Here is a 26,141-nt window from a genome sequence, read left to right as displayed (position 1 = left end):
CGGTCTTATTTGCGCTTAACTAACTATCACTTAACCATTATTGCTTGTTGCATTGTAACGCAAATTAGCTTAGTTATCGAACTGCTTGATGTTGTTCCCTATACTCAGTTGGTGTCATTCTTACATATTTCTGAAATACTTTCGTGAAATATCTTCGTTCCGAATACCCTGTAACAACGCCAATTTCAGTAACTGTCTTATCTGAAGTCACTAATAGTGACTGCGCCAGCTCCATTCTTTGCCTTGTTAGAAATTCAACAAATGTTTCTCCGAAGTGCAGCTTGAACAACATACTAAAGTAGCTGCTGCTTATGCCTAAATGCCCTGCCAGCTCTTCCACGCCAATATCTCTTGCTAATCGCTTAAGAATATAATCCTTTGCAGATAACATCAACAACTCCCTTGATTTCTTACTGAATGCTTTTGTTAGTGCATCATTTACTAATTGAATAATAATTTCGAGTACATCTTTCTCAGATACACTATGGTTAAGCTTCCTCCATATTTGCTCTTCTTCATAACCATTCACAATATTCATTTCTCGCATTTCTCTGAGCAGATGAATAAGCAAATAATGAAGGAACTTCTCCATACTTACTAACGTTTGTTGAGATTGCTTCATATACGACCTCTTAAGCCCCGTCAATGCTTTATGCATGACCGATTGATCCAACTTACGCAGCCCCGATACAATATCATCGATCGTATGCCATAACGAGTGACTTCTGTCATGACCATCTACATGTTCATCCCATTGATCTGGACTCATACTACTTGAACACCTTAATAACATAAGCTGAAGTTTTTTATAGGTTGCTGCGAGATCGTTAAAATCAACTTCTTCTGGATAAACCCCAACACTTATTGGCAGCTCAATCCGTTCTTTGACTGATAATTGGAGCGAACTAAGCCATATGCTTGCTTGCTCCATCGTTTGGGTTCGTTCATTCCTATTATGCTTAACAAGGATGCACCATTCTCCTTCACGAAGTTGTAGTACAGAATAGGGAAATCCTTCAGACAAAAAAGCCTCCTGAAACACACGCCTGACCTCAAGATTCCATTGTTTACGATCTTCTTCGGACCACTGTAACGATAATTGCGCGTAATGATCTGTATCAGCCAAAAACATCGTATACTGCAGACATTCAATTGGCATATCCTCTTCCAAATGCATATAAAGGCTCTGTTCCGATGAAAACCCCAGTAAAGTGTTATACAATATTTTGTCGTGCGCCATCCGGGCCATAATATCCCACCGAGCCACAGCATGAATACGCTTCATCTTGCGCGCACGAATATCTTCGCTTACTTTCCTCACAGTCGTTTCCAATACTTCATAATCGATTGGTTTCAAGATGTAGTCCCTCACGCCATTTTGCAACGCATGTCTAGCATATTCGAACTCCTGATAACCGGTCAGCATCAACACTTCGCATTCGCTGCTGAGCTGCCGCACTGCCTTAAGAAATTCCATCCCATCCATAACGGGCATTCGGATATCACACAAAATAAGTTCAGGCTGCTTCTCCTCGTAAAACTGCAGCGCCTCCTGCCCATTTCGAGCTAGAGCTACAACATCTATTCCCATGTTATCCCAAGGGAGTACAGCCTTTAAGTTATTCAATATTGGAAGCTCATCATCCACCAGCATGGCCTTTAGCCTCATTGATATCACCCAGCCCCATCATTGGTATGGTGCATCTAATGGTCGTTCCGTGCCCCCAAGTAGAGCAAATGATAAGACCATATCCAGTTCCGTATTGGATACGAATCCGATCTGCAACACTGCGAATGCCAAGTCCTCTAAGTTCAGGGTTATGCTCTTCTTTATTTCTAGGCAATAGACTGCTATCATCTTCAATCGTTAAAGTATGAAGTTTTATTAGCTGCTCAGTTGTCATTCCTCGACCATTGTCCTCAACAAATAGAAAAAGCTTACCATGAGCAGACTCCGCTCGAATACTAATGTGACCTGTTTGTTCCATTCCTTCAAAACCATGCTGAATACAATTTTCGACTAGAGGCTGCAATGTCAATTTCTGAACTCTACAATCCAATAACGACTCTGAAATTTCCATAGAATAATTGAAGCTTTCGGAGAACCGGAACGATTGAATTTCCAAGTAGCTCCGTACATGATCAATCTCCTGTCGCAGTGGGATTTCTTCTTGGCTCCGAAAGCTGATACGCAAAATATTCGCAAGCCTTAACACCATCTGACTTACCTTCTTGCCTTCATTCTGAACAGCTAATACGTTAATAGATTCTAATGTGTTGAATATAAAATGTGGTTTAATCTGAGTCTGCAGCAATAACATCTCTGCTTTATTTTTCTGTTCCTGTTCCTGCTTAACTCGCCCAAGCAAATGCTGAATACGCATAATTAGACTATTTAATCCGTTGCCAAGCAGATGCAGCTCATCCTTGCCTTCCACATTCATACGAATGCTGAGCTCCCCATCCTCTACTCTCCTCATGAATCTCACTACACGAATAATCGTTTTGGCTATACGGTTCACAAAGAACATTAGAAATACCATAGCCAACAACATAGATACCGTAACAATGCCGGTAACCCTTCTCACATACAAATCAATTTCGCTTGATAAAGAGTCCCACGAAGCAACTGAAACTAAACGCCAATCTTCGTTATTTAACCCCATACTGGACACGATGCTGTCCTCACCATCAAAAAACTGTCGATTACTAATATAGGTTGAGCCTGACAATGAATCGTTTCGTGTAAATTGTGTCATCTCTTTCCCATTAATAAGCTCGGAACTATCATAAAGTATGAGACCGCTTCCATTAACAATAAAAAATCTTGTATTGTAGCGCTCCTGATTAAATCTGAAGTATCGAAACACTTCATCCAATCCTGACTGTTTAATTTGAACAAGCAGAATTCCTTCATCTTGAAGTGTTCCAATATCCTTTACCACTCGAATTTGAGTAAAGAAGGAACTTCCTCCGGTAAGTTCCGGGTTTTCGTAAGGTCCTACCCATACGGGCTGACCATCTTGATCTTCTACATCTTGATAGATCGGTTGCATCTTCAATGCAGAAAAAGACATCACCTCAAAATAATCTTTTGAATAAATCGGTATGACAAGTCCATCCTTCCGTGTATACATTAAGGCATATTTTACGGATGGATGGTTTATGAGTAAATTTCGAAACTCACTTTGGATGCCATTAAGCTTAAATTCGTCTAACTTTGATAAATTGTTGAGATCATAGCCAGGCTGATTAAGCAATTGCTGCAATGCGTTACTAGCAATTGTACTGTCCGTTACTTTGTTCATTTCATTAAATACAAAATCAACATTTTGCCGCAATGCTCGCAGAGTCAGCTCTGTCTGCCCTGCATAACTTTTTTCTACTGTATCAGTAATATAATAATAGGCACCTATGCCGAGTAATAGTAATGGAAAAATAATAAACATAAAGAAGGCTGCAAACAGCTTGAAACGTAGCGTCATCCGTATCTGCACCCCTCTTTACATACTTATCCTTTCACGCTGCCCGCAGTAATACCTTCAATAATCTTCTCTTGCAAAAAGGCATATAAAATAAAGACAGGCACTACGCTATACACAATACCTGTACAGATTAATGCGTAATTTGTCTGATACGCGTCCCTAAAACCAACCATACCCGTTGGAAGAGTTCTTAAGTCTTCTTTACTAATAAAGAAGTTGGCTAATAGATACTCATTCCATACACCAAGGAAATTGACAATAAATACGGTGACAAGCGCAGGCATCGTAACTGGCAAAATAATTTTAAAGAAGAGCCCCGCCGTTCCTAGCCCATCTACAATTGATGCTTCTTCCAGCTCCCCTGGAATCGACTTCATAAATGCTGCTATCAACAAAATGCTAATAGGCAGTGCACCTGCTGTGTATGGTAGAAATAACGACCAATGCGTATTAAGTAAATTCAAATCCGAAACTAGAATATATTGTGCGATAAACAATACATTACCTGGAATAAGCATCCCTATCAAGACAATCTGATAAATAAATTTGCTAGTACGGACAAATTTCATTCTTACTAACGCAAACGCCGTACCTGCGGATAATAAAACACCAGCAAGTGCAGAACTTGCAGACAAGTAAGCGCTATTAAAAAAATATTTGCTAATATTTCCTTTCACCCATGCATCCACATAATTGTCGAACACAACTTTGGCAGGCCAGCCAAATGGATGCTCTGCAATATCGATATTATTTTCTTTGAAAGAAGATAAGATGATGAACACAAATGGGGCTAAAATAGCAACCACATATATCATAAGAATAATATGCGGTACGGTTCGTTTTACTATAGACATTAGTAGTTCACCTCATCCTTTGAACGACCGAACGTCAGTTGATAAATAGCCGTAAGAATTAAGGCAACCGCAAAAATCATAATTGAAAGTGTCGTTCCATATCCATATTCACCGTATTTGATCGCGCGATTGACCATATAAGATGCCATAACTTCTGTTGCGCCTACAGGTCCCCCTCTAGTCATAACGAGTACAATATCGACAACCCTCATTGCTCCAGCGATCGATAACATAACGACAACAGAAATAATTGGTTTAATGAGTGGCACTGTAATCCAAAACGCCTTCTGGAAACCATTCGCACCATCAATTTCCGCAGCTTCGTTTAATTCTCTTGGAATAGCTAAAATAGCGGCAAGCACTAATACGATAAAGAAACCCATCCATTGCCAAGCATTCGTGATTAGAATGGAGATTAATGCCCATTTCGTATCAGCGAGCCAATAAATGGTATCGACACCAAACAAGCTCAAAAATTTGTTAATAATACCGACTTCAGGATGGTAAATGAATTGCCACAAAATCCCGATTACGGCTGTCGATAATATGGATGGAACAAACACCGTTGTTTTATAAAATCGTTGAAATCTTTTTACACCGCCAATAAGAATGGCAAAGAAAATAATGAAAGGAACCTGTACAAATACAGAGAACAAAATAAAGTACATATTATTTAATATAGACGATTGGAAATAGGGATCTTTAATTGCCGTCACAAAGTTATCGAAGCCAACAAACTTCGGATCGTTTAATCCATCCCAGTCTGTAAATCCAAGATAAGCTGAAGATGCCATTGGATAAATCGTAAATAAAAAATACAATGCGATTGTTGGAATGATAAAAATGACATAGGCATAAGGGTTCTTCAAAATGCTTCTCATCGTCTGTCTCTCTCCTCCCGTATAACAGAAGAAAGCGCTGCCCACTCTAGGGCGGGAAGCGCCTTCCATCTCATGTACTTCCGCTGTTATTTACCTGCTTCAGCTTCCAATATTTTTTGAATGGCATCCGCAGCCTTTTGTCCAGTCGTTTGTCCAGCAATAATTGCTTGGATTTGCACTTCCGTTTCTGTATACACCTTTGACGGGATAATAATTTCGAAATGAGAGAATGCACCTGCTGCTTTGCCCGCAACATCCAGAACTTGCTTCACAACAGGATCAGTTACTTTAGTAACCGCGTCGCCAGAAATCTTCATTGAAGGCAATACACCGTCCTCAAGAAGTCCACGGACTTGCATTTCATCGTTGTACAAGTTTTTGATAAACGCTTTGATTGCTTTCAATTCATTTTCATTCGCAGTAGCGGAGAAACCATATCCATTGCCATAGTTACCGTTAATAAAAGTTTGATCGCCGATACCGCCAGTAACAGCTGGGAATGCAATGTAACCAACATCGTCAGGCGTAATGTTTTTTGTCAGCTCTGAGTTGTTAAATGCGGAAGAACGCCAGCTACCATCGAAGATCATTCCTGCTTTGCTGTTCAAGAAATCATTTAACATTTGGTCGTATGTCATCCCTAGTTCGCCTTTAGGGAAGTAACCTGCTTTAACCCATTGCTCGTATTTACTATATGCAGCTACGACAGTAGGATCGTTGAACTTCAGTGAACCGTCACCGATACGCTCAACAAGATCAGGTCCTGCATAACGACCGATTAGCGTGTTCACTAACATGTTAGGAACCCAACCCGCTTGAGAACCCATTGCGAATGGAGTAATACCTGCAGCTTTCAACTTATCTGCAGCAGCCTCCAACTCTTCAATTGTTGTTGGTGCTGTAATTCCGTTATCCGCGAACAGCTTTTTATTGAAGAAAATACCCTCATTATTACCGCCAATTGGCAGACCGTACGTTTTATCTCCAATCATGAATTGGCTGTTGTTAATAAATTTATCCTTGATGCCAAGCTCCTCAAGTATTGGTGTCAACTCAAGCAACTTACCAGCCTCTCCATATTTCTGAGCGTCACCTTTTCCTCCGAATAAGTCGAATATAATCGGCGGGTTGCCAGTTGCCATTTCAGCAGGAAGCTTCGTATAACGGTTTACTTGATCTTCTACTGCATCAAGCTCAAACTTAAGACCTGGAATTTCGCCTTCTGTCTTCTTTACGACATCATCGAGCAGCGCTTTACGAAACCTCTGTGTATCACCGATTTGGATATGACGCAAAGATACTGTGAATGGCTCTACTTTCTCTGGTTCTTTAGCAGGTTCTGCCGACGGTTCAGACGTACCTCCAGTGTTGTTGCTTGGCTTCGGATCTTCATTCTTACTACCACAGCCTGCCAATACGAGTGATACACTAAGCATAAGAACCATCATCAATAATAAGCTCTTTTTCATCCCTTAGACCCTCCAATGGATATGCAATATTGGTTTTGCTTCTTCATTATAAAAGCGCTTTCTTTATTAAAATAGGTATAGATTTACACAATCAGGGACAAAATTATCCACTTCTCTATTCGTTTTATTTTTATGTAATTCGTTATCATCAAAAATATTTATCTGTTAAAATGTTCTTTAAGGTGATAATAATGGTATGTTATTAATAACACTCACAAAGAAGGTGATACTATGACATTATTAATTAATTGCAGTGATCGTAATAAAGCACGTATTTTATTTTTTGTGTATTCACTGATGCTGCTATATTTCGATAACGAGTTTTCCTTTATGATATTTAATTTATTTCTTGCTTTTGTAGCACTGGAACTTTCCTATGTACTTCCCTTATTCACGATTAAATCAAAGTCTGAAATACCAATCAGTATTCTTGTTTACACTGTTTTTGTTCTATTATCGCCGAATATATTTTATGTCGTGACTGATCTTATTCACCTTAAATCATTTTCATTCAATTTTTGGGAAACTTTAGAGCGTAGTGAGTGGTGGCACTTCTTCATCCTAACAACGGGGGTAATGATTGCTGTTTTCTATTATCATCTAATGATTCAACAGATCCGAAGTGTAACTAAGCAGAGCAAATGGGGTCCGTTACTGCTTCTTATATTCATTGTACTTGGAAGTATAGGCATTTATATTGGCAGATTTCTTCGTTTCCATTCCGTTCATGTATTTACTGAACCATTCTCTATAGTGAAGCAATTTCTAAGCTCATTAACAACCGACTCCATTTTGTTCATAACATGGATCTCCTTACTGCAATTATTAGTTGTATGGATATTTCCAAAAGAGAGGAAGGAGTAATGTATGAACGATTTGTGGTTTTACTTACCAATAGTCATGTTAACTATCACAATGGCCGCATTCCAAATCTATTTTGCTGTAGAAATATTTCGTATAGATCGATCAATAGGTTGGACTTGCATTGCTCTTCTTTTGTTTGCTGGAATAAATGTACTCGTCTATCAAACATTTAAACTAGAAAAGGCTGCGGGATACTCCTTTGAAAAGTTGTCGCTCTCCGAACGTAAACGCTGGAGAAGAATTTATACTATGCTGATCGGACATTTTATCATACTATTTATTGTTGTAGGAGTTATTCTGACTCCCTCGATTTTCTATTGATTTTTTGGATAATTTTCCTTATTTGCATTTCAAAAAGATTAAAATAGACTCTAATCCACAGATATTAACCTTTCAGGCGGAACGATCGTGACTCTAAATAGTTAGACACCATCTGACGTTTGAGGTTTAGTTCAAATGCGCTGGGTTATTTTTTGTTGTAAAGCTTACTCCACAAGCTCTCTAGCAATTTATAAAGTAAAGATCCAGAATTCCACTGTCATTCTAATCATACATATGTTAGCATTTATAACATATTAATCTAAGATAATTATTGATGGTGGGGGCAAAATAAGATGAATCCATATGTAGGCATCGAATTAGACGGTGGACAAATGTACCTGATGGCAGATACGCCAGACGGGTTTTTGGAGCATTCTGTATCCATTGATAGAGAATGTACGCTACTTAAGCTCCAGCAGGAAGTTGAATCATTCATAGCTCATCTTCCATATAAACCTAGCGGTATCGGAATGGGTATGCCAGGTTTAGTCGTTGGCAGTGACAAAGTCGAACTTAGCCATGTATTGCCTGCACTGAATGGCGTTTCAGCCGATCAATTTTCCACAACTGCGAGCATCCCTGTAGCATTTATCAATGATGTAAAAGCAGCCACGATGGCCGAAGCTGCGCATTACGGAAACAATGAAACGATCGCAGTAGTTATGCTCGATGCCTTCATCGCAGCTGGTATCGTTGCTAACGGACAATTATTGCTTGGATCAAAAGGCTGGAGCGGTGAATTAGGTTATATGCTCATAGGTATGAATGGCGAGCCTGTTCTACTCGACCTGATTGCGAGTGGTTATGCAATATCGAAAAAGGCTGACAAGGATAACGCAGCTATACGAGCGCTTCTCGAAGCAGGCCATGAAGAAACAATTGAGATCGTTCGACAAGCAGGAACTTACCTTGGATATGCACTTGTTAACTTAATTCATTTATATAACCCAAGTGTTATGGTCATTGGTGGCAGTACCTCAACTTATAGAGGTTACATGGAGGCTGCAAAAGCTGCCCTTGATGCTCATGCATTACCGGAATTGCTCAAATGTTGTACAATTACGACCCCAAAAACACCACAACGATTAATCGCTTTTGGTGCTCGAGAATGGATTCGTAAGCAAACAAAGAGTCAGTCCTAATTATGTAGAAGCCTTCAGCACCACACTCAATGTGGCTCTGAAGGCTTTTTTATTACTCTCGAACCCGGAAATCTATAGGAAAACTTCCTTTTTTTATCATATTAATAAATATTGAATTCGCTAGGATAAAAAAAGCCAATCGACAAAAATGTCAATTGGCGTTTTCTGTTTCACAACAGGAAGCAATCTCCTTATCAGTTGCAAGTAAAGTTTTTAATAATTATTACGACGGGCCATTAGCGAATTTGAATACTCGAATATTTGCAGATGAACTAGTAATAGCCATACCAGGTGTTTGAACGATCGTTCTAGAACCTACAGAAACGTTTATAAGCTGGATTGTAAATGGTGTTGTAGTAATATTGATAAGAGCACCACCAGATAAATTCCCGCCATTAATAGAATCATCCGCTATTGCAGAAAAGGCACCCGCACCATTTTGATTCAAGGCAAATACACTTGCAGGACTACCTGCTTCGATGTTAACATACCAATCCACATAATATAGACCCACTTCATTTGCTGTGATGGTATCTACACCATTAAACGTTAGTGCAGTCCCTGCAACATCTGCTACAGTGCCTGCAACCGCACCATTGACAGGTATGACTTGTGCAGCATTGAGTGCTACTTCAATATAACTTGATAAACCTAAGCCTGTTGCACCTGTTGCCCCCGTTGCCCCGGTTGCACCTGTTGCTCCCGTTGCTCCGGTTGCTCCCGTTACTCCGGTTGCTCCCGTTGCTCCTGTTGCTCCTGTTGCTCCTGTTGCTCCTGTTGCTCCTGTTGCTCCTGCTCCTGTTGCTCCTGTTGCTCCTGTTGCTCCTGTTGCTCCTGTAGCACCAGTGGCACCTCCAGTTGAGCCGGTCGAACCAATTGCACCCAATACACTTTCCAGTTTGTTCGCCAAAATAAATTCTTTTTTCGTTACTGCTTGCAACGTTTCCTGTACGCTTTGGTTAATCGTCAGAACATCACTAATCGTTGCACCTGGACCTGTAATGCCGGGGAGCGTACCAAGTACGAATTGAATCTTTTCACCCTCTGCATTAATAATGTGACTTAGCCCAATTTCTTCTAATGCAATCGAAGAAAGCAATAAATTAATAGCGTCATCACGTGTTACCGTTATCGTAGGTGTAATATTAGGTACATTTGCTTGTGACATTAATTTCTCCTCCTATCTTGAAATAACTTTATCCTACTCATCTCTATTTTCATTTAGATAAATAGTATCCAACAAAATCATTCTATGATGGCGTTCAATTATTGGCATAGACTAACTACTTAATTTATGGAAGATACACATTCGACCACAACTATCCGTTTTGTCATCGATTACTTTAATAGTGATCATATAGAGCAAAAAAAGAGGCCCGGACAACCATTTTCATGGCTGCTCGGATACCTCTGCTTTCTGCACTGACTCCAAATAGTTTCTCAAAATATTTATTTCTTCATTTAACGAATTGAATATTTCTTGTTGCGCTTCATCCAATATGAGATCAGCACTTTTTTTCCGATCAATTCCCTGATTAAGAACTTTTGCCCAAATGGTTTTTGTTTGACCATCAATAGGGGTCAATCTTGTTTCTACCATTCGGTTTGCCAACATCTCGTTTATATTATACAAACGTTGCCCGCCAAAAAACGGTGACCCTTTTGACAATCTTTCTTCATTGGACCTAGCTGGCAAATAAGAAGGAACACTATTTCCCGCTCCATTTAAACTATATACTGTCACACAAAACTCGATAAACGCAAACGCCCAGTCTTTATTTTTAGAACTGCTAGGGATCATGAAGCTAGAACTGTTAGCCCACCCATACACATTAAAGGGCAATCTCGTTTGTCGCCACAAACCAGTCGTGTCAGGAGCCCACTGCTCTAGTTGAGAAGCACCCCATGTTCCCATATAAAGCATTGCTACTTTCCCATTATTAAGTGCTTCTGCACCTGATTTGGTCCATGTATCGGTCGATGAAGTTAATCCCTCATTATAGACCGTACTAGCAATTTCCAATGCATTTTCAAATGTTTTATTATTTCGTGCGAATTTCATATCTTCGGTATACAAGCCTACTGTGCTCTCAAATATTTGAACAACATCCATCGGCCACTCCGTAATATAACTTTCCTCCGCCTTCAGTGTTCTGGCTATTTTTAACCAGTTGTTCGAATCTTCCATGTAGGTCCCGAGCTCCTCTGGATCAGAAGGGAATCCGAACTTTTCCATTATATCAGCCCGATAATATGTTATCAGTGGTGAGCTGCCCGAAGGAAATCCAATTAATGATTTACCATCGAAAGAATAATTAATATCCCATAAACTGCTGCTAAAGTCATCACGATACTTCCCAGCGCCATGATCCAATAAATTTTCTAATCCTTGAATAGAGGCAAATCTGCCAAAATGTTCACTATCTACGATTAGAATGTCCGGAGCTCTCCCATCTGCTAATGCTTGTTCATATTTATCAACGTAGGTCTCATACGTAGACGTCTTTATGTTTACAGTAACATTAGGATACTTTTTCTCGAAAGCTGCTGCAATGCTCTCCCATCCAGGGTAATGCGACCAAAACTCCAGCTCTACTTTTTCTTTGGATAACCTAACTTCCGAGTCCTTCGTTCCTATAACCTCATCCTGTGGTGCGTTTGCTGGTTGATCACAAGCTGTAACAGATATAATTATTACAAGAAAAATGGCATAGAACACCCTCATGCTTCAATCCCTCGTTTCTCAAGATGAATACGTTGGAGTTCTCTTCTTATATAACTGACAAACGGTGCGCTCCGCAGTGGTTTGCTAAAATAATAGCCTTGCAGCTCGTCGCATTGTAATCGGCTAAAAAATAATCGTTCTTCTTCAGTCTCAATTCCTTCTGCAACTACTTTTAAGCCCATACTATGTGCGAGCTCAATAACCGCCCTAACGACAGCTGATTTCCGACCATCATGTTCTGCATCCTTAATAAATGTTCTATCCAGCTTTACAATAGAAATCGGTAATCGTTGCAATTGATTGAGAGATGAATATCCTGTTCCAAAATCATCTATCGAAATTTGTATACCCAAATCTCTCAATTGTGTAAGCATCCCAATTACACTTTCCATTTGCCTAATAAAGACACTTTCTGTTATTTCGATAATGACACAACTTGCATCAAGTCCTGTTTCTCGTAATATACCTACAATATTTTCTACTAAATTGCTATGATAAAAATGTTTAGCAGACAGGTTAATCGAGACGGGAATATGAGGGAGCCCCATCCTTTGCCATTCCTTCGTCTGTCTACATGCTTCTTTGAAAACCCAGAGATCTATATCCAATATTAAACCTGTCGATTCCGCAAGTGGAATAAACCTAACAGGAGAAATAAGACCTCTCTCCGGATGCTCCCATCGAATAAGTGCTTCAAAGCCTGTTGTAAAACCCGTATACGGACAAACTTTGGGTTGGTACTCGAGAAAAAATTGTCCCTTCTCAAGCGCCTTGCGCATCCCTATTTCCAAATGCATCTTTTCATTCAACGACTGTTCCATCTCATGGTCGAAGAAATAGCAACTGCTACTAATACCTTGTTCTTTTGCAGTATACATTGCCATATCTGCTTTTTTCACAATATCGTCGATAGTCGTTCCATGGTCTGGATATACACTGATTCCTACGCTAGTTGTCGTATAGACATGCGATTCATTCACTTCGAAAGGCTCTTCAAAGCAAGCACATATTAGATCTGCAAACACGATCGGCAGCTCAGGATTCCCGAAACGAAGCACGAATACAAATTCATCTCCTCCAAGCCGATAAACACTGCAATTTTCCCCCACAATGCAAACAAATCTTTTCGTAACTTGTTGAAGAAGCAAATCTCCTGCTGCATGACCGAGCGAATCATTAATTTTTTTGAAACGGTTCAAATCAACGAACATAACTGCAAGTTTCTCACCGTCTACCGTTGATTCTTCTATCATTTTGCTGAGTGTCTCTTTAAAGTGATGACGGTTCGGTAGTCCAGTTAAACTATCGTAATACGCCATTTGATGAAGCTTCTCTTCTGAATCGCGTAGTTGCCGGTTCATTCGTTCAGATTCCCGTAACATAGCCGATAAATTATGCGACATATCTTTGAAATTATGTACAAGCGAATCAATTTCCAAAATGCCGCTATGCTTCCATTCAAGCGGAACTCCCAGTTTTAGCTTGAATGGTAAATTAGTTGTTGATCCAGCAAGCTGCTTTAAACCGTGGCTTAGCCATCTGTTTATCCCAAATGCTAACAGTCCAGCAACCATTACACTTCCTAACGTGTATAACAAATGATAGATATATTCTCGGAAAAGCTGTTCTTTAAAAGTATCAACAGGGACACTAACCGCAATCGAAACTGGAATTTTTTCGAGTTTGACATGATATACATACTTCGCCTCTCTCCATGGCTGTGTAGGAAGTAACTTAACCGTTTCCTGCTTAGGCATTTCGATTACGAAGTTATCTGCGATTACTTGACCTGCCACGACATCTCGATTTATTGCTTTTATCTCATTTGATGTTGATACTAGCATTTTCATATTATGATCAGTCATCACAATTTCAAATGATTCTTGAATGTTATGACGATTAATAATTTCTTGTAAAAAACCTATTTGTATAATGCTTTGCAGTTTCACTCCTAATATTTGCTCCTCGTTCCATTTCCCTAGCTCATCCGAAATACTAGATACAGTATTACTGACACTCTGCAAGGTCGAGTTCGTCGAAGTATGGTAGGAGCTCCAGCCGCTAATGACCATAATAACCAAAAATGGCAATGCAACAATCGTAATCGAGAGGTGAAATATGGCTCGACTGAATGGAATTGGACTCTGTTTTTTTGCATCCAATTTAAGCCAGCGACGAAGAGGTAAATAGTCAACTATAATTTCGGCGATAAGAGCATTAAACATCCCGTTTGCAGCTGTTACTGCTAACAATAAAATAAACTCAATCGTGTTGAACGGACCGGATAGATAACAAGCTACAAGAGTTAGAGGAAAGCCGAGTATAACCCAAAATGCAAATCCTGGTATGAGTACAGGGCTTGGTTTTTTCTTCTGCCAAAGGGCAATCCAGCAAGATTCTAGTAGAAAAACCAAAATAAACAACGGGGCTTGAAAGAAAAGTAGCGCTGATCCATATACTATCAGCGATGCCGATAGACCGATCCGTAGACCAAATAGCCTCATTAATACAAGCATCATAATACTCGTAAAGGCAAAAGTAATACCGTAAATAAGTTTCAGCTGCTCAAAAGCGCTAAAGATTGCCAAACAGACGATACCTGCAATAAATAAAGAGCTGCGAATTGAACGCGGGCTATTAATTAGTTTCCACATATGAACACGGTCCTCCCAAAGCGATTACTTCTGCTGCATTCGCATCGGTGACTTTCTATACAATAAAACAAATAGCCAACTAAAAAAACGCTTTCAGACCATTAAGAACTTTTATCATAATTTCTTAATCATACCATAATATCCATGTGGAAGTCATAATTTCTCTTCATTTTTATCATGAAAATTTTTGGATTTTCATTACATCCGCTTATAAAAAACCCTTATAAACACTCGCTTTGTTTGAATTCAAACAGACTAAATGAGGATCACCCCTCAGACTAAATGCCCAAATAAAAACTGGTAATTTCACAACCTAAAGTATCATTAAAAATCACAAAATGTAGAAAAAAATCGAGTCATGTGCTGAAATGCACAAAATTGAATAGATAAAGTGTCAAAAAGCGACATCGAAATAACGTGGTGAGATTATTTATAAAGGCTCGCATATTTTAAATAATGATCACCCAAAACACGATAATTTCAACACGCAAATATATGAAAAATTCGTGAAGTTTTGAGCCAAACACTATTAATAAACGATCATATTTTCTGAAAAGTCATATTTAAAGGGTTGTTACCTAGTATAAGAGACAACTAGATAACAACCCTTTATGCATGACTACTAGTATAATGACCTTTGTAAATAGATGTACTTCTTCTACAGATACCGTCCTCAGTTATTAAATAACGCCCTGAACAATCATGGAGTCCGCTACCTTCATAAATCCTGCAATATTGGCACCCATCAACAAATTGTCCGGATCGCCATGCGCTTGCGCTGCACGAAGACTTTCATTATAGATACTGCGCATTATTGCTTGCAGCTTAGCGTCAACTTCTTCAAACGTCCACGATAGTCTCATATTGTTTTGTGCCATCTCTAATGCAGATACAGCAACTCCTCCTGCATTAGCAGCCTTTGCCGGTCCAAATAGAACCTTCGCCTTGTGGAAAACATCGATAGCTTCCAGCGTTGACGGCATATTAGCGCCTTCACTAACTGCAATTGTTCCTCCTGCAACGAGTGTACGAGCAGCATCTTCATCAATCTCATTTTGTGTTGCACATGGCAATGCAATATCACATTGGATCGACCAGATACCTTCGCAACCCTCAGTGAATGTAGCTCCCGGATGCTCTGTTACATATTCGCTAATACGTTTACGTTCAACCTCTTTTAACCGTTTAACAGTCGGCAGATGAATGCCATTTGGATCATAAATATAGCCATTGGAGTCACTACATGCTACAACTGTAGCTCCAAGTTGCTGAGCTTTCTCAATTGCATAAATTGATACATTTCCAGATCCAGATACAACAACCGTGCTGTCTTGGAAGGATAGACCTCTAGATTTCAGCATCTCAACGGCGAAATACACACAACCATAACCTGTCGCTTCCTTACGAGCAAGGCTGCCGCCATAACCGATACCTTTTCCTGTAAGAACGCCTGCTTCATAACCACCGCGAATACGCTTGTATTGTCCGAACATATAGCCAATTTCACGTGCGCCAACACCGATATCTCCCGCAGGAACATCTGTATCTGGTCCAATATATTTATACAATTCTGTCATGAAGCTTTGAGTAAAGCGCATTACTTCTGCGTCTGACTTTCCTTTAGGATCGAAATCAGATCCACCCTTGCCCCCGCCTATCGGCTGGCCTGTCAACGCATTTTTCAAAATCTGCTCGAATCCTAGAAACTTGATAATGCTTAAGTTAACAGATGGATGGAACCGCAATCCACCCTTGTATGGGCCAATAGCGCTATTAAATTGCACACGGAAACCGCGATTTACTTTAACTTCCCCTGCATCATTCATCCACGGTACTCGGAATGTAATCATGCGTTCAGGCTCAACTAGGCGCTCTAGAATACCATGTTGAATGTAATGAGGGTGCCTAGCTAGTACCGGCACTAACGATTCCAAAATTTCTTTCACCGCTTGATGAAACTCAACTTCGTTAGGATCACGGCGTACTACCTTGTCGTAGACGGACCGTACATATTGTTCTGCTTCTGTCTGTCTTTCTGCAATAACTGCTGATGAAATGGGCATGATTGAATACACTCCTTTTTGGCGATTAGGATGGATTTTGCATTTTTTGTATAAAACCTTGTACTTGTTAACGAGAAGTGTAATAAATTCAGAATATTTTTTCCAATAAAAATAACTTGTAACACCCATTAAAAAACCCGATCACTCCATTTTGGAGGATCGGGTTAAATATTATAATAGGTCTCTGCGAAGCTCTTCGGCAGATCGTGGTGACAAATAACCTAATGGAATATCAAACACTGTTCTTGCTCCAACTTGTCCTTCTGCACTTAAGCGGTGTACAGCTCTTGCATAAGCAACAAGTACACTTGCTGTAAACTCTGGATTGCTCTCAAGTTTAAGTCCAAACTCAATAATTTGTTTCGTTCCTTCTCCAGTTACGCCACTGCGAATAACGAATCCGCCATGAGGAATACCAGCGTGCTCATCCTTGAGCTGTTGCTCGGAAATAAATTCTACTGTTGTATCATAATCAGCAAAGTAGTTCGGCATCGTTACGATAGCTTCGCGAATAACTTCTTGATCTGCACCATCTTCTGCCACTACATAACATTGACGCAGATGCTTTTCTCTTGTTGCAAGCTCAGGCGTCTCTCCCCCGCGAATCCGATCGATTACTTCTTCTACCGGAACCGTATATTGAACGCCGCCTTTTACTCCAGGCACTCGGCGGATGGCATCTGAATGACCTTGACTTACGCCTTTACCCCAAAATGTATACTCTTTGCCTTCTGGTAATATAGCGCCTGCTAGCAAGCGATTAAGTGAAAATAGGCCTGGGTCCCAGCCAGTGGAAATTACACTGACTTTACCTGATTTGCTTGCACTATTATTCACATCATCATAGTACTGAGGAATATGTGCATGTGTATCAAAGCTGTCTACTGTGTTGAATAAACGTGCGAAATCCGGTCCTTGCTCTGGAAGATCAGTCGCTGAACCGCCGCATAGCAGCATAACATCGATCTTACCTATGTATTGCTCTGCTGAGGATATATGCTCAAACCGAACGCCATCCCATTGTGATTCCATTTGCGAAGGCTCGCGGCGGGTGAATATGGCCTCCAGGCTCATATCAGGATTTTGCGAGATTGCTTTTTGTACACCTTTTCCAAGATTGCCGTACCCTACTATGCCTACTCGAATTGTCATCTGAATACCCCCTTATTCGCTTCAGCATCAGTCCGCTTGAACATAATGCTCTTCATACATCTTACACGTTATGTCATTTTTTATCGATAACTTTTCCAAAAATAAGTCGAAAATAATAGATCTTTCGTGCAAATAAAGCCATAGAGCGACCTCTAGCAACAAAACAATTGACATTTTATCCATACTTGTCTATATTTCTCTTGATCGCTTTAAATAATTAAAGCAATTTGTAACTAGGAGGTTGGTTATTGACTAGATTGAATCAAAAAAAAACACCGTTATTCGATGCTCTAAAATCATATATAGATCATAGTGTTGTTCCATTCCATGTTCCAGGACATAAGCAAGGACACGGCCTCAAGGAATTGGCCAATTATTTGGGCGAACGAGTATTTCAAATGGATGTCAATGGCATGGAGGATCTTGATTATTCCAATAATCCAACCGGTGTTATTCTCGAAGCTGAGAAGCTTATGGCCAATGCATTTGGAGCTCAACATGCTTATTTTCTTGTAAATGGAACTACAGCTGGCGTGCAAAGCATGATTATGAGTGCTTGTGAGCCCGGCGACAAAATCATTATTCCTCGCAATGCACATAGATCCACTATTGGTGGCATTATTTTGAGTGGTGCTATACCCGTTTATATTCAGCCAGAAATCAATGATAAGTTAGGCATCGCAATGGGCATATCGGAAGAAAGTTTGAAAAAAACGATTAAAGAACATCCACATGCCAAAGCTGTTTTTGTCATTAATCCTACGTATTACGGCGCAGTTTCTGATCTAAAAGCAATTGTGCGCACTGCGCATAGACATGAGTTGGTTGTTCTTGTTGATGAAGCTCATGGTGCACATATGTCCTTCCATGATGACTTCCCGTTAACCGCTATGGAGGTTGGCGCAGATATGAGTGCATCCAGCATGCACAAAACGTCAGGCTCGATGACACAAAGCTCTGTCCTGTTACTAAGAAGTGATATCATTTCTCCAGAAAAAGTTCGTCAGGTGCTCAGCTTAACGCATACAACTAGTGCATCCTATGTATTAATGTGCTCGCTGGATGTTGCAAGGAAACAAATGGCAACAATTGGCGACCAGCTGCTAGAGGAAACGCTAGGACTTGCTCGATGGGCAAGGGACGAGATTAATACGATAGACGGATTATATGCATTTGGGAAGGAACTGATTGGCACACCCGGTTGCCATGACTTCGACGAAACGAAACTAAGTGTACATGTGGCAGGGATTGGCTACACAGGTTACCAAATCGAGTCCCTATTAAGAAAAGAATATAACATTCAAATCGAATTATCAGATATGCACAATATTATGGCGATTGTCAGTATCGGAGATAACAAAAGCAACCTCGAAGCTCTAGTTAATGCATTAAGAGATATCTCTTCCAAAACAGAACGTGCTGCAGTTATACATTCCATCGCCATTCCAAAAAGTCCCGAAATGATCGTCTCGCCGCGAAACGCTTTTTACAGTCCAAAAAAGGTTGTTGCCTTAGATGATTCCATCGGCGAAATAGCTGGGGAAATGGTGATGGCATACCCTCCCGGTATACCGGTCATTTGTATGGGCGAACGTATTTCGAAAGAAATCGTGGCGTATATCAAGCTTTTGAAAGAACAGAATTGCGAGCTGCAAGGCATGGCTGATCCTCTTGTCAATCATCTGAGAGTGTTAGGAACAAGCTAGAAATAGTTTGTACAGGATTACAACGTATCAATTGCACTGCCAATGATAAAACCTGTATAATTTGCGAGGGGCATATCAAACATTATCGATCATGTACTACTTGCATCAAGAGGGAGAGAACGACAATACAATCAACTAGACGTATCATTATTACCTACACTCTCATTATTATTAGCTCATTTTTATTCGTTTCTTTTGACCAACCGAAAATCTATATGTTTATCGCCGCATTGATCATCTTTGTGCTATTCATTGGATACCCCACACTTCACATATTTATGATCGAAACTAGAATTGATCGGCTTGAGAAATATGTGATCAAATTACGCAAAAAACCTGAAATCAACCTTATTTATGCAATTGCTCATAAACAGGATGAAGAAGTTACTCGTGCATTCAACCAATTGCTCGCCAAACATTATAACCCTCAGAAACAAGCTGTATATAAAGCGATCTATGGTGGTTATCAAAAAAACATAACACAATATAAAGCAGAAATAGCTACTATTCATTCTCCAAAATATCGTGGTTATTATGAAACATTTGTTCATATTGAAGAAGGTAATTTAGCTCTTGCTCGTAAAACTGCTGTTAACGTGCCATCCGTATCAATGCAGCATGTTTTATATGCTGAAATTGAGCTTCAATCCGGCAATCGACTAGAAGCTATTGCTCAAGCAAAAAAAGCTTTACACAGCTCCAAAGGATTGCAGCTATATCAAATTTATAAAGAATACGAGCGTGAATTACCCGAGGCTTTGGAAACTACTTAAATCTCATTGACCGATCCAATACAAAATAAACACATATTTATCCGTCTTCAGGTAGCACGCAACATTAAGTCCCTTCACAATAGATGAAGAGCGTTTTTAGTTACTGCATCATTTATTGTGGAGGCGATAGAGTTGAAACCTGAAAAAGTAGTATTTTTGTCCATCATGATTTGTTATATCGGATTTGGTGTTATAAATCCGATTTTAGCACCTCTCATACGTGACGTGGGACTTGAAGAGCAGCATGCTGGCTGGATTGTTTCTGCTTCAGCACTCGTTATGCTGCTAACTTCACCTCTTTGGGGAATATGGAGCGATAAACTAGGTAGAAAACCCGTAATGGTTATCGGGTTGATTGGTTTTGCCCTCAGTATGAGCATATTTGCCGCATTAGTTCTAGTTGGTCTGCGAGGTGGCATTAACCTCACTTTGTTATTTATTTTGTTCATCGCCTCTCGTGTTCTTTTTGGACTATTTTCCCCTGCTGTTATATCCTCCAGCCAAGCATTAATTGCTGATTTAACTCCACCCGATAAACGTTCTTCTGGTATGGCGCTTATTGGAGCTGCTACAGGAATCGGCTTTTTGATAGGACCAGCGATGGGAGCTGGACTATCAACTATTCATCTTGTCGTACCTATCATAATCTCCGCAGGTTTATCATTCACAGTCATCTTTCTCGTCATCTACCGAATCCCACGTATAGCCCCAAAACAGAATGAGCGACATGCATCTGTCAGCTTAAGTCGTCCTGGCATGCGTCCTTACTTAGTAGTTGCCACTTGTCTGATGAGCACAATTGTTATGTTGCAAGTCACTTCAGGTTTTTTCATTCAGGACAAATTCGGGTTTGACGGCAAGACGACTGCTCTATGGGTCGGAATTGGTCTGTTCTCCACTGGATTTATGATGGCACTAGTCCAAATGACAATACTCCGCAAACGTTCATTAGCGCCTCGTACTTTATTGCGAGTCGGATTGCCCATCATTGCAGTTGCCTTTCTAGCACTCATTCTTGCAGAACATATCAGTATTATAATAGTTGCTTTTTTATTGTTCGGAATTGGGGGAGGTTTCTCCCTGCCAGGGTATAAATCGGGCGTTTCTTTAAGTGCAGGGGAACAATCGCAAGGTGCAGCAGCAGGTTTAACAGCGACAGCTGCCGGTATTGGTTCACTTATTGCACCAATTGGCGGTACAACTTTATACCGTTTACAAGCCGAATTGCCATTTTGGATTGGTCTTTCTATTATCGTTTTGTTAAGCATTTATGTATGGAGCGGACATGTTGGTTTAAACATTCAGGTGCAGAGGGATAAAAGCGGAACATCGAAGCTGACAGCTTAATTGTTACTCTATTTATAATGAAACCTTATTTTGAAAGTTTTAGTATTAGACTTAAAGAAATATAGTAAGCTGTCATTGTTATAGGAGAGAGGTTTTTGAGGATGAGCAAACTGATATGGAACGAAAACAACATTGGGAGCCAAAAAAACTCTGTTATCGTCATTACAGGTGGAAACGCTGGTATTGGATTTGAACAAGCAAATGTGCTAGCTAATAAAGGGGCAACCATAATATTAGCGGTTAGAAACGTGGATTATGGTAAGGCCGCTATTGAAAAGATCAAAAAGAGTAATAGAAACGCCACTGTAGATACTATAAGATTAGATTTATCCGATTTAGATTCCGTCCAATCGTTTAGTCATTCGTTTAATTCGAAATATGATAAGTTGGATGTTCTCATTAATAATGCAGGTGTCATGATGCCCCCTGAGGGTAAAACAAAACAAGATTTCGAACTGCAATTTGGGGTAAATCACTTAGGTCATTACGCACTTACTGGATTGTTATTACCTACTCTATTGAAAACGAATAAATCACGTATCATTACGGTGAGCAGTTTAGCTCATGGTTGGAAAGGTGCCACTATTTATTTCGACAACTTGCATTGGGAGGGAAACTACAATAAAACTCTTGCCTATTGCCAAAGCAAACTTGCCAATCTCCTTTTCACTTATGAGCTAGATCGTAGACTAAAGAATAAGGGTTACTCTACGTTATCTTTAGCTGCTCATCCCGGATGGTCAACCACGAATCTACAAAATCATTTGAACTTCTTCGCCAAAAAAATCGTACATCTCCTCTCACAATCTGCTTCAATGGGTGCACTGCCCATACTAAGAGCAGCAACTGACAACAATGTTATCGGTGGAGAATATTTCGGACCTCCAGGAAAACTACAAAATCGCGGGTATCCTATTCAAGTGAAATCCAGTGATCTATCTCATGATCAGACCTTGGCGAAGCGTTTATGGGATGTGTCAGCTGAGTTAACCGGAATTCAGTATTTATAAAAAGCAACAGCAAGCTAACATGTGAATAAGGGCTTAACGCCCTGTCACTCTAAGCTCGCTGTTGCTTTCTGTTATAGACTTTCAATAATCCAGTTGGGTTCTTTATATCTTCTTTTGTATGAATCCGACTCATCTAATGCTATTTGCCCTACCTATTCTGGCAAGACGGTCTTTGCAATCTGGTCATCCAAAGCTTCGTAATCGTCATATCGAATCGTATGATACAGTTCTTTTCTCGTTTGCATCTCCGTTATTGAAGCTATCTGAGTGCCAGAAGTATAGATTTCTGCAAACACCTTCTCGTAGGCCTTAGCAGCTACCCGTAAGGAAGTTACAGGATAAATAACTATTCGGAAGCCCCAACGCTCGAATTGCTCGGCAGAATAATATGGTGTCTTACCGAATTCGGTCATATTCGCAAGAAGCGGACAGGATATAGAGTCGCTAAATTCCTCAAACTCTTCCTCCCTTTCGAGCGCTTCTGGAAATATAGCGTCTGCCCCTGCAGCAACATAATGGCGAGCTCTATGAATTGCTCCCTCCATCCCTTCAATGCTTCGAGCATCTGTGCGAGCAACTACAAATAAAGTTGGACTAACGGCTTTAATTGTACGTATTTTTTGAACCATTTCTTCTATCGGTATTAGCTTCTTCCCATTCAAATGTCCACATTTCTTCGGCATCTCTTGGTCTTCAATCTGTACAGCGGCTACTTTTGCCTCGACCATTTCCTTAGCTGTGCGAGCAACATTAAGAATGCCGCCGAAACCAGTATCAATGTCAACAAGTAAGGGCAAGCCCGATGATCGTACAAGTTCACGAGCCCGCTCTGCCACCTCATTTGAATAAATAAGTCCTAAATCTGGCAGCCCTCGACTTGCTGTATATGCTGCCCCGGACAAATAAAGTGCTTCAAATTTGCATTGCTTTGCGATCCTTGCCGCCATACCTTCATGTGCACCGGGAATTTTCAAAATGGGTCCATTCGTGACAAGCTCACGGAATCGTTCCGCAAGCTGGCTCTGTTCAGGCTCGTTTTCAACTAACCATACCATACGTACCTCCTGAGCAACTTTGAATTACAATGCGTAATTAGCATCGCTACTTCCTTTTGCGGATTACATCAATTAAACGATCAACATCGCCATAAATCCTGTAACGTCCATTTTACTTAGATGCTCATAGTCGAATGTTTGCCTTATAATATCGGCTGTCTTTTTCCTCGTATACTTTGTAAGTAGGCTTGCTTCACACTTTTCTATCACTTTCGGCAGCCCTTCTTCACGCCTTCTTCGATGGCCAATTGGATATTCACACTCAATTTTTTCTGATACAGTCCCATCGGAGAAATGAATTTGAACGGCATTCGCAATCGAACGTTTCTCCGCATCGAGATAATCAGAAGTATATCGTTCATCATGGACAACGATCATTCGTTGCCTTAGCGCATCGATCCGAGGATCATTAGCCGTCTCATCCTCATAATGTTCTGCGGTCAGCTTCCCGTAGATAAGCGCTGCTGCAACCATATATTGTAGACAATGATCTCTATCCGCAGGATTATGAAGAGGCCCTCTTTTATCGATAATTCGGATGGCTGATTCATGCGTTGATAATGTAATTTTACTGATGTCTTCTAATCGATGTTTTACTGAATTGTGAAGCTCGAATGCACATTCCACTGCCGTCTGCGCATGGAATTCAGCAGGAAATGAAATTTTTAGGAGTACGTTTTCCATCACATACGTTCCAAGGGGGCGTCCTAACGTAATGTTTTGACCATTGAATAGAACGTCCTGAAACCCCCACTTCTCCGAAGTAAGCGGGCTCGCATAACCCATCTCACCGTTCAAAGCCATTAATGCATGACGAACGGCACGGCTAGTCGCATCGCCAGCAGCCCAAGATTTCCTCGAACCAGTATTGGGTGCATGACGATAAGTTCTGAGACTTCCTCCGTCCAGCCATGCATTGGAGAGTGCATTCATAATTTCCTCTTTCGTTCCGCCTAACATGGCAGTTACAACCGCTGTTGAAGCTATTTTGACCAAAAGAACATGATCAAGTCCTACTCGGTTGAAAGCATTACCCAGGGCAAGCACTCCTTGTATTTCATGTGCTTTTATGGCCGCAGTTAGTACATCCTTCATCTTCAGGGACCTTTCCCCTTCACTCACACGCCTTCTACTTATATAATCTGCTACAGCCAAAATAGCTCCCAAGTTGTCTGAGGGATGTCCCCATTCCGCTGCCAACCATGTATCGTTATAATCAAGCCAACGGATCATACAACCGATATTGAAAGCCGCATGTATCGGCTCAAGCTCAAATCTCGTACCAGGCACACGGGCTCCGCCGGGCAAATAAGCACCTGGTACAACTGGACCTATGTGTTTCGCACAATCTGGAAAGCGCAGCGACAAGATTGCTGTGCCTATAGAGTCCATTAAGACGTATTGTGCGATTCGTTCAGCCTCCGTACTTTCCACTTTATAATGGAGCACGTAGTCGGCTATATCACTTAACAATTGATCCGTCTTCATCCGCTTCTCCTCCCTGCTCCAAAAGTCGTTTCGAATGCAGATTTCTTGGTCCATTGTAGCGTACACGTGGTCTGAACAGCCGATTGTTCTCATGCTGTTCGATGACATGCGCACATATGCCAACCGTTCTTGCTGCTAGAAACACAGGAGTAAATAACGGAATTGGAATGCCTAACAAATGATAAACAGGGGCAGCGTAATAATCTAAATTCGGATATAAGTTCTTTTCCCTGCGCACAATTTCTTCTCCTAGGACGCACATCTTAAACAATTTATGTTGACCTCTTTGATCGGATAAAGTAGACAACGCTTCTTTCATAAGCAGTGCACGCGGATCCGCCTTTCTCATATAGACACGATGACCAAAACCCATTATCCTCTCCTTATTCGCTAATTTGCTCATAAAGCTCGCTTCCACGCCTGCTTCCGAGCCCGCCTCCAACAGCAAGTTCATAACCGCTTCATTTGCCCCGCCGTGAAGTGTTCCTTTTAAAGAAGCTACACCACCTGTTAAAGCACCATACATATCGGATAAGGTTGATGCGATCACGCGTGCAGCAAACGTTGAGTTTGGCATTTCATGCTCGCTGTATACGATGAGCGATTGATCAAATAACTTCTCCTCCAGTTTGCTTGGCACATTTCCAGTAATCATGTACAGAAAGTTTGCTGTATAAGACAGATCATTACGTGGCTCAACAATCGGCATTCCATTAACGACACGATAGCCGTTGGCGACAATCTGCGGAACTTTCGCAAGCAATCGGATTGCTTTACGATCGTTCACTTCTTTCGTGCGATCTTCCAGTTCAATGTCAAAGCTGGCAAGAGCAGAGATGCCGGTTCTTAGCACATCCATCATGTTCGCATCTTTAGGCAGCATACCGATAATGGCATAGATGTTGGACGGGAGAGCATACTGGGCTACCAATTCCCCTTCGAGTGCACTACGTTCATCGAAGTTAGGCAGCTTTCCTAACAGCAACAAATGGACAATATCTACATACGACACTTGCTCGGCAAGCTCCATTAAGTCATAACCGCGTAATACAATCTCTTCCTTCTCAACATCCAAATAAGAAATCGACGTTTCACTTGCGATAATGTTCTCAAGCCCCGGCACATAGCTTGTATCCGACATAGCCCCATACA

Annotated in this window: 20 protein-coding genes; 7 read left to right on the top strand and 13 right to left on the bottom strand. The window is 40.7% G+C overall.

Features of this window, described 5'->3' with window-relative positions; genetic code table 11:
• Positions 1–73 precede the first annotated feature (73 nt).
• From MFF31_RS12755 to MFF31_RS12735, 5 genes are all read right to left on the bottom strand, one after another.
• On the bottom strand, positions 74–1,654 hold the full coding sequence (locus MFF31_RS12755; RefSeq protein ID WP_238188340.1) for a response regulator: 1,581 nt from the start codon (positions 1,652–1,654) through the stop codon (positions 74–76).
• Positions 1,641–3,485, bottom strand: a complete 1,845-nt coding sequence (locus tag MFF31_RS12750; RefSeq protein WP_238188339.1) for a cache domain-containing sensor histidine kinase — start codon at positions 3,483–3,485, stop codon at positions 1,641–1,643. The genes MFF31_RS12755 and MFF31_RS12750 overlap by 14 nt, the downstream gene beginning before the upstream one ends.
• A 26-nt stretch (positions 3,486–3,511) precedes the next feature.
• A complete protein-coding gene (locus tag MFF31_RS12745; RefSeq protein WP_238188338.1) occupies positions 3,512–4,339 on the bottom strand; it encodes a carbohydrate ABC transporter permease in 828 nt (275 codons plus the stop codon).
• Positions 4,339–5,220: a carbohydrate ABC transporter permease gene (locus tag MFF31_RS12740; RefSeq protein WP_238188337.1), complete on the bottom strand. Its 882-nt coding sequence runs from the start codon at positions 5,218–5,220 to the stop codon at positions 4,339–4,341. Before MFF31_RS12740 ends, MFF31_RS12745 begins: the two co-directional genes overlap by 1 nt.
• A gap of 86 nt (positions 5,221–5,306) precedes the next feature.
• Positions 5,307–6,689 carry an extracellular solute-binding protein gene (locus MFF31_RS12735; protein WP_238188336.1) on the bottom strand — a complete coding sequence of 461 codons (1,383 nt, stop codon included), beginning with the start codon at positions 6,687–6,689 and terminating at the stop codon, positions 5,307–5,309.
• 231 nt (positions 6,690–6,920) lie between these two features.
• On the opposite strand from MFF31_RS12735, the gene MFF31_RS12730 reads away from it, so the two are divergent.
• The 3 genes from MFF31_RS12730 (at position 6,921) to MFF31_RS12720 (ending at position 9,016) form a co-directional block, all read left to right on the top strand.
• Positions 6,921–7,553 (top strand): DUF1361 domain-containing protein, encoded by a 633-nt coding sequence (locus MFF31_RS12730; RefSeq protein WP_238188335.1) that lies wholly within the window; start codon positions 6,921–6,923, stop codon positions 7,551–7,553.
• A 3-nt stretch (positions 7,554–7,556) separates the two neighbouring features.
• Positions 7,557–7,874 (top strand): hypothetical protein, encoded by a 318-nt coding sequence (locus MFF31_RS12725; protein WP_238188334.1) that lies wholly within the window; start codon positions 7,557–7,559, stop codon positions 7,872–7,874.
• A gap of 293 nt (positions 7,875–8,167) precedes the next feature.
• Complete coding sequence (locus MFF31_RS12720; RefSeq protein WP_238188333.1) at positions 8,168–9,016, top strand: ROK family protein; 849 nt, start codon at positions 8,168–8,170, stop codon at positions 9,014–9,016.
• A gap of 223 nt (positions 9,017–9,239) precedes the next feature.
• Here the strand turns inward: MFF31_RS12720 and MFF31_RS12715 are convergent, their stop codons facing one another.
• The 5 genes from MFF31_RS12715 to MFF31_RS12695 all read right to left on the bottom strand — a co-directional run bounded on the left by MFF31_RS12715 (position 9,240) and on the right by MFF31_RS12695 (position 17,616).
• Positions 9,240–10,184, bottom strand: a complete 945-nt coding sequence (locus tag MFF31_RS12715; protein ID WP_238188332.1) for an alpha-helical endospore appendage domain-containing protein — start codon at positions 10,182–10,184, stop codon at positions 9,240–9,242.
• A gap of 222 nt (positions 10,185–10,406) precedes the next feature.
• Positions 10,407–11,741: an ABC transporter substrate-binding protein gene (locus tag MFF31_RS12710; protein WP_238188331.1), complete on the bottom strand. Its 1,335-nt coding sequence runs from the start codon at positions 11,739–11,741 to the stop codon at positions 10,407–10,409.
• The gene (locus MFF31_RS12705; protein WP_238188330.1) at positions 11,738–14,395 is read right to left on the bottom strand and encodes an EAL domain-containing protein; all 2,658 of its coding nucleotides are present in this window, start codon (positions 14,393–14,395) and stop codon (positions 11,738–11,740) included. Before MFF31_RS12705 ends, MFF31_RS12710 begins: the two co-directional genes overlap by 4 nt.
• 680 nt (positions 14,396–15,075) lie before the next feature.
• Positions 15,076–16,458 carry an NADP-specific glutamate dehydrogenase gene (gdhA, locus tag MFF31_RS12700; protein ID WP_238188329.1) on the bottom strand — a complete coding sequence of 461 codons (1,383 nt, stop codon included), beginning with the start codon at positions 16,456–16,458 and terminating at the stop codon, positions 15,076–15,078.
• 171 nt (positions 16,459–16,629) lie between these two features.
• The gene (locus MFF31_RS12695; protein WP_238188590.1) at positions 16,630–17,616 is read right to left on the bottom strand and encodes a diaminopimelate dehydrogenase; all 987 of its coding nucleotides are present in this window, start codon (positions 17,614–17,616) and stop codon (positions 16,630–16,632) included.
• A gap of 242 nt (positions 17,617–17,858) precedes the next feature.
• Here MFF31_RS12695 and MFF31_RS12690 point away from each other — a divergent pair, with 242 nt between their 5' ends.
• The 4 genes from MFF31_RS12690 to MFF31_RS12675 all read left to right on the top strand — a co-directional run bounded on the left by MFF31_RS12690 (position 17,859) and on the right by MFF31_RS12675 (position 22,446).
• Positions 17,859–19,316, top strand: a complete 1,458-nt coding sequence (locus tag MFF31_RS12690) for an aminotransferase class I/II-fold pyridoxal phosphate-dependent enzyme (protein WP_238188328.1) — start codon at positions 17,859–17,861, stop codon at positions 19,314–19,316.
• A gap of 278 nt (positions 19,317–19,594) precedes the next feature.
• The gene (locus MFF31_RS12685) at positions 19,595–20,089 is read left to right on the top strand and encodes a hypothetical protein (protein ID WP_248565476.1); all 495 of its coding nucleotides are present in this window, start codon (positions 19,595–19,597) and stop codon (positions 20,087–20,089) included.
• 132 nt (positions 20,090–20,221) lie between these two features.
• Complete coding sequence (locus tag MFF31_RS12680; RefSeq protein ID WP_238188326.1) at positions 20,222–21,436, top strand: MFS transporter; 1,215 nt, start codon at positions 20,222–20,224, stop codon at positions 21,434–21,436.
• Positions 21,437–21,537: 101 nt separating this feature from the next.
• Complete coding sequence (locus tag MFF31_RS12675; protein WP_238188325.1) at positions 21,538–22,446, top strand: oxidoreductase; 909 nt, start codon at positions 21,538–21,540, stop codon at positions 22,444–22,446.
• Between the two features lie 152 nt (positions 22,447–22,598).
• On the opposite strand, the gene prpB is transcribed toward MFF31_RS12675, so the two are convergent.
• The 3 genes from prpB to mmgD form a co-directional block, all read right to left on the bottom strand.
• Positions 22,599–23,501 carry a methylisocitrate lyase gene (gene prpB, locus MFF31_RS12670; protein ID WP_238188324.1) on the bottom strand — a complete coding sequence of 301 codons (903 nt, stop codon included), beginning with the start codon at positions 23,499–23,501 and terminating at the stop codon, positions 22,599–22,601.
• A gap of 72 nt (positions 23,502–23,573) precedes the next feature.
• The gene (locus MFF31_RS12665; RefSeq protein ID WP_238188323.1) at positions 23,574–24,989 is read right to left on the bottom strand and encodes a bifunctional 2-methylcitrate dehydratase/aconitate hydratase; all 1,416 of its coding nucleotides are present in this window, start codon (positions 24,987–24,989) and stop codon (positions 23,574–23,576) included.
• Positions 24,964–26,130, bottom strand: a complete 1,167-nt coding sequence (gene mmgD / locus MFF31_RS12660) for a citrate synthase (RefSeq protein ID WP_238188322.1) — start codon at positions 26,128–26,130, stop codon at positions 24,964–24,966. The genes MFF31_RS12665 and mmgD overlap by 26 nt, the downstream gene beginning before the upstream one ends.
• Positions 26,131–26,141 lie beyond the last annotated feature (11 nt).

This window comes from Paenibacillus sp. L3-i20, from assembly GCF_022180385.2.
In the GTDB taxonomy this organism is placed as follows: Bacteria; Bacillota; Bacilli; order Paenibacillales; family Paenibacillaceae; genus Pristimantibacillus.
This window is presented reverse-complemented; position numbering and strand designations above follow the sequence as displayed.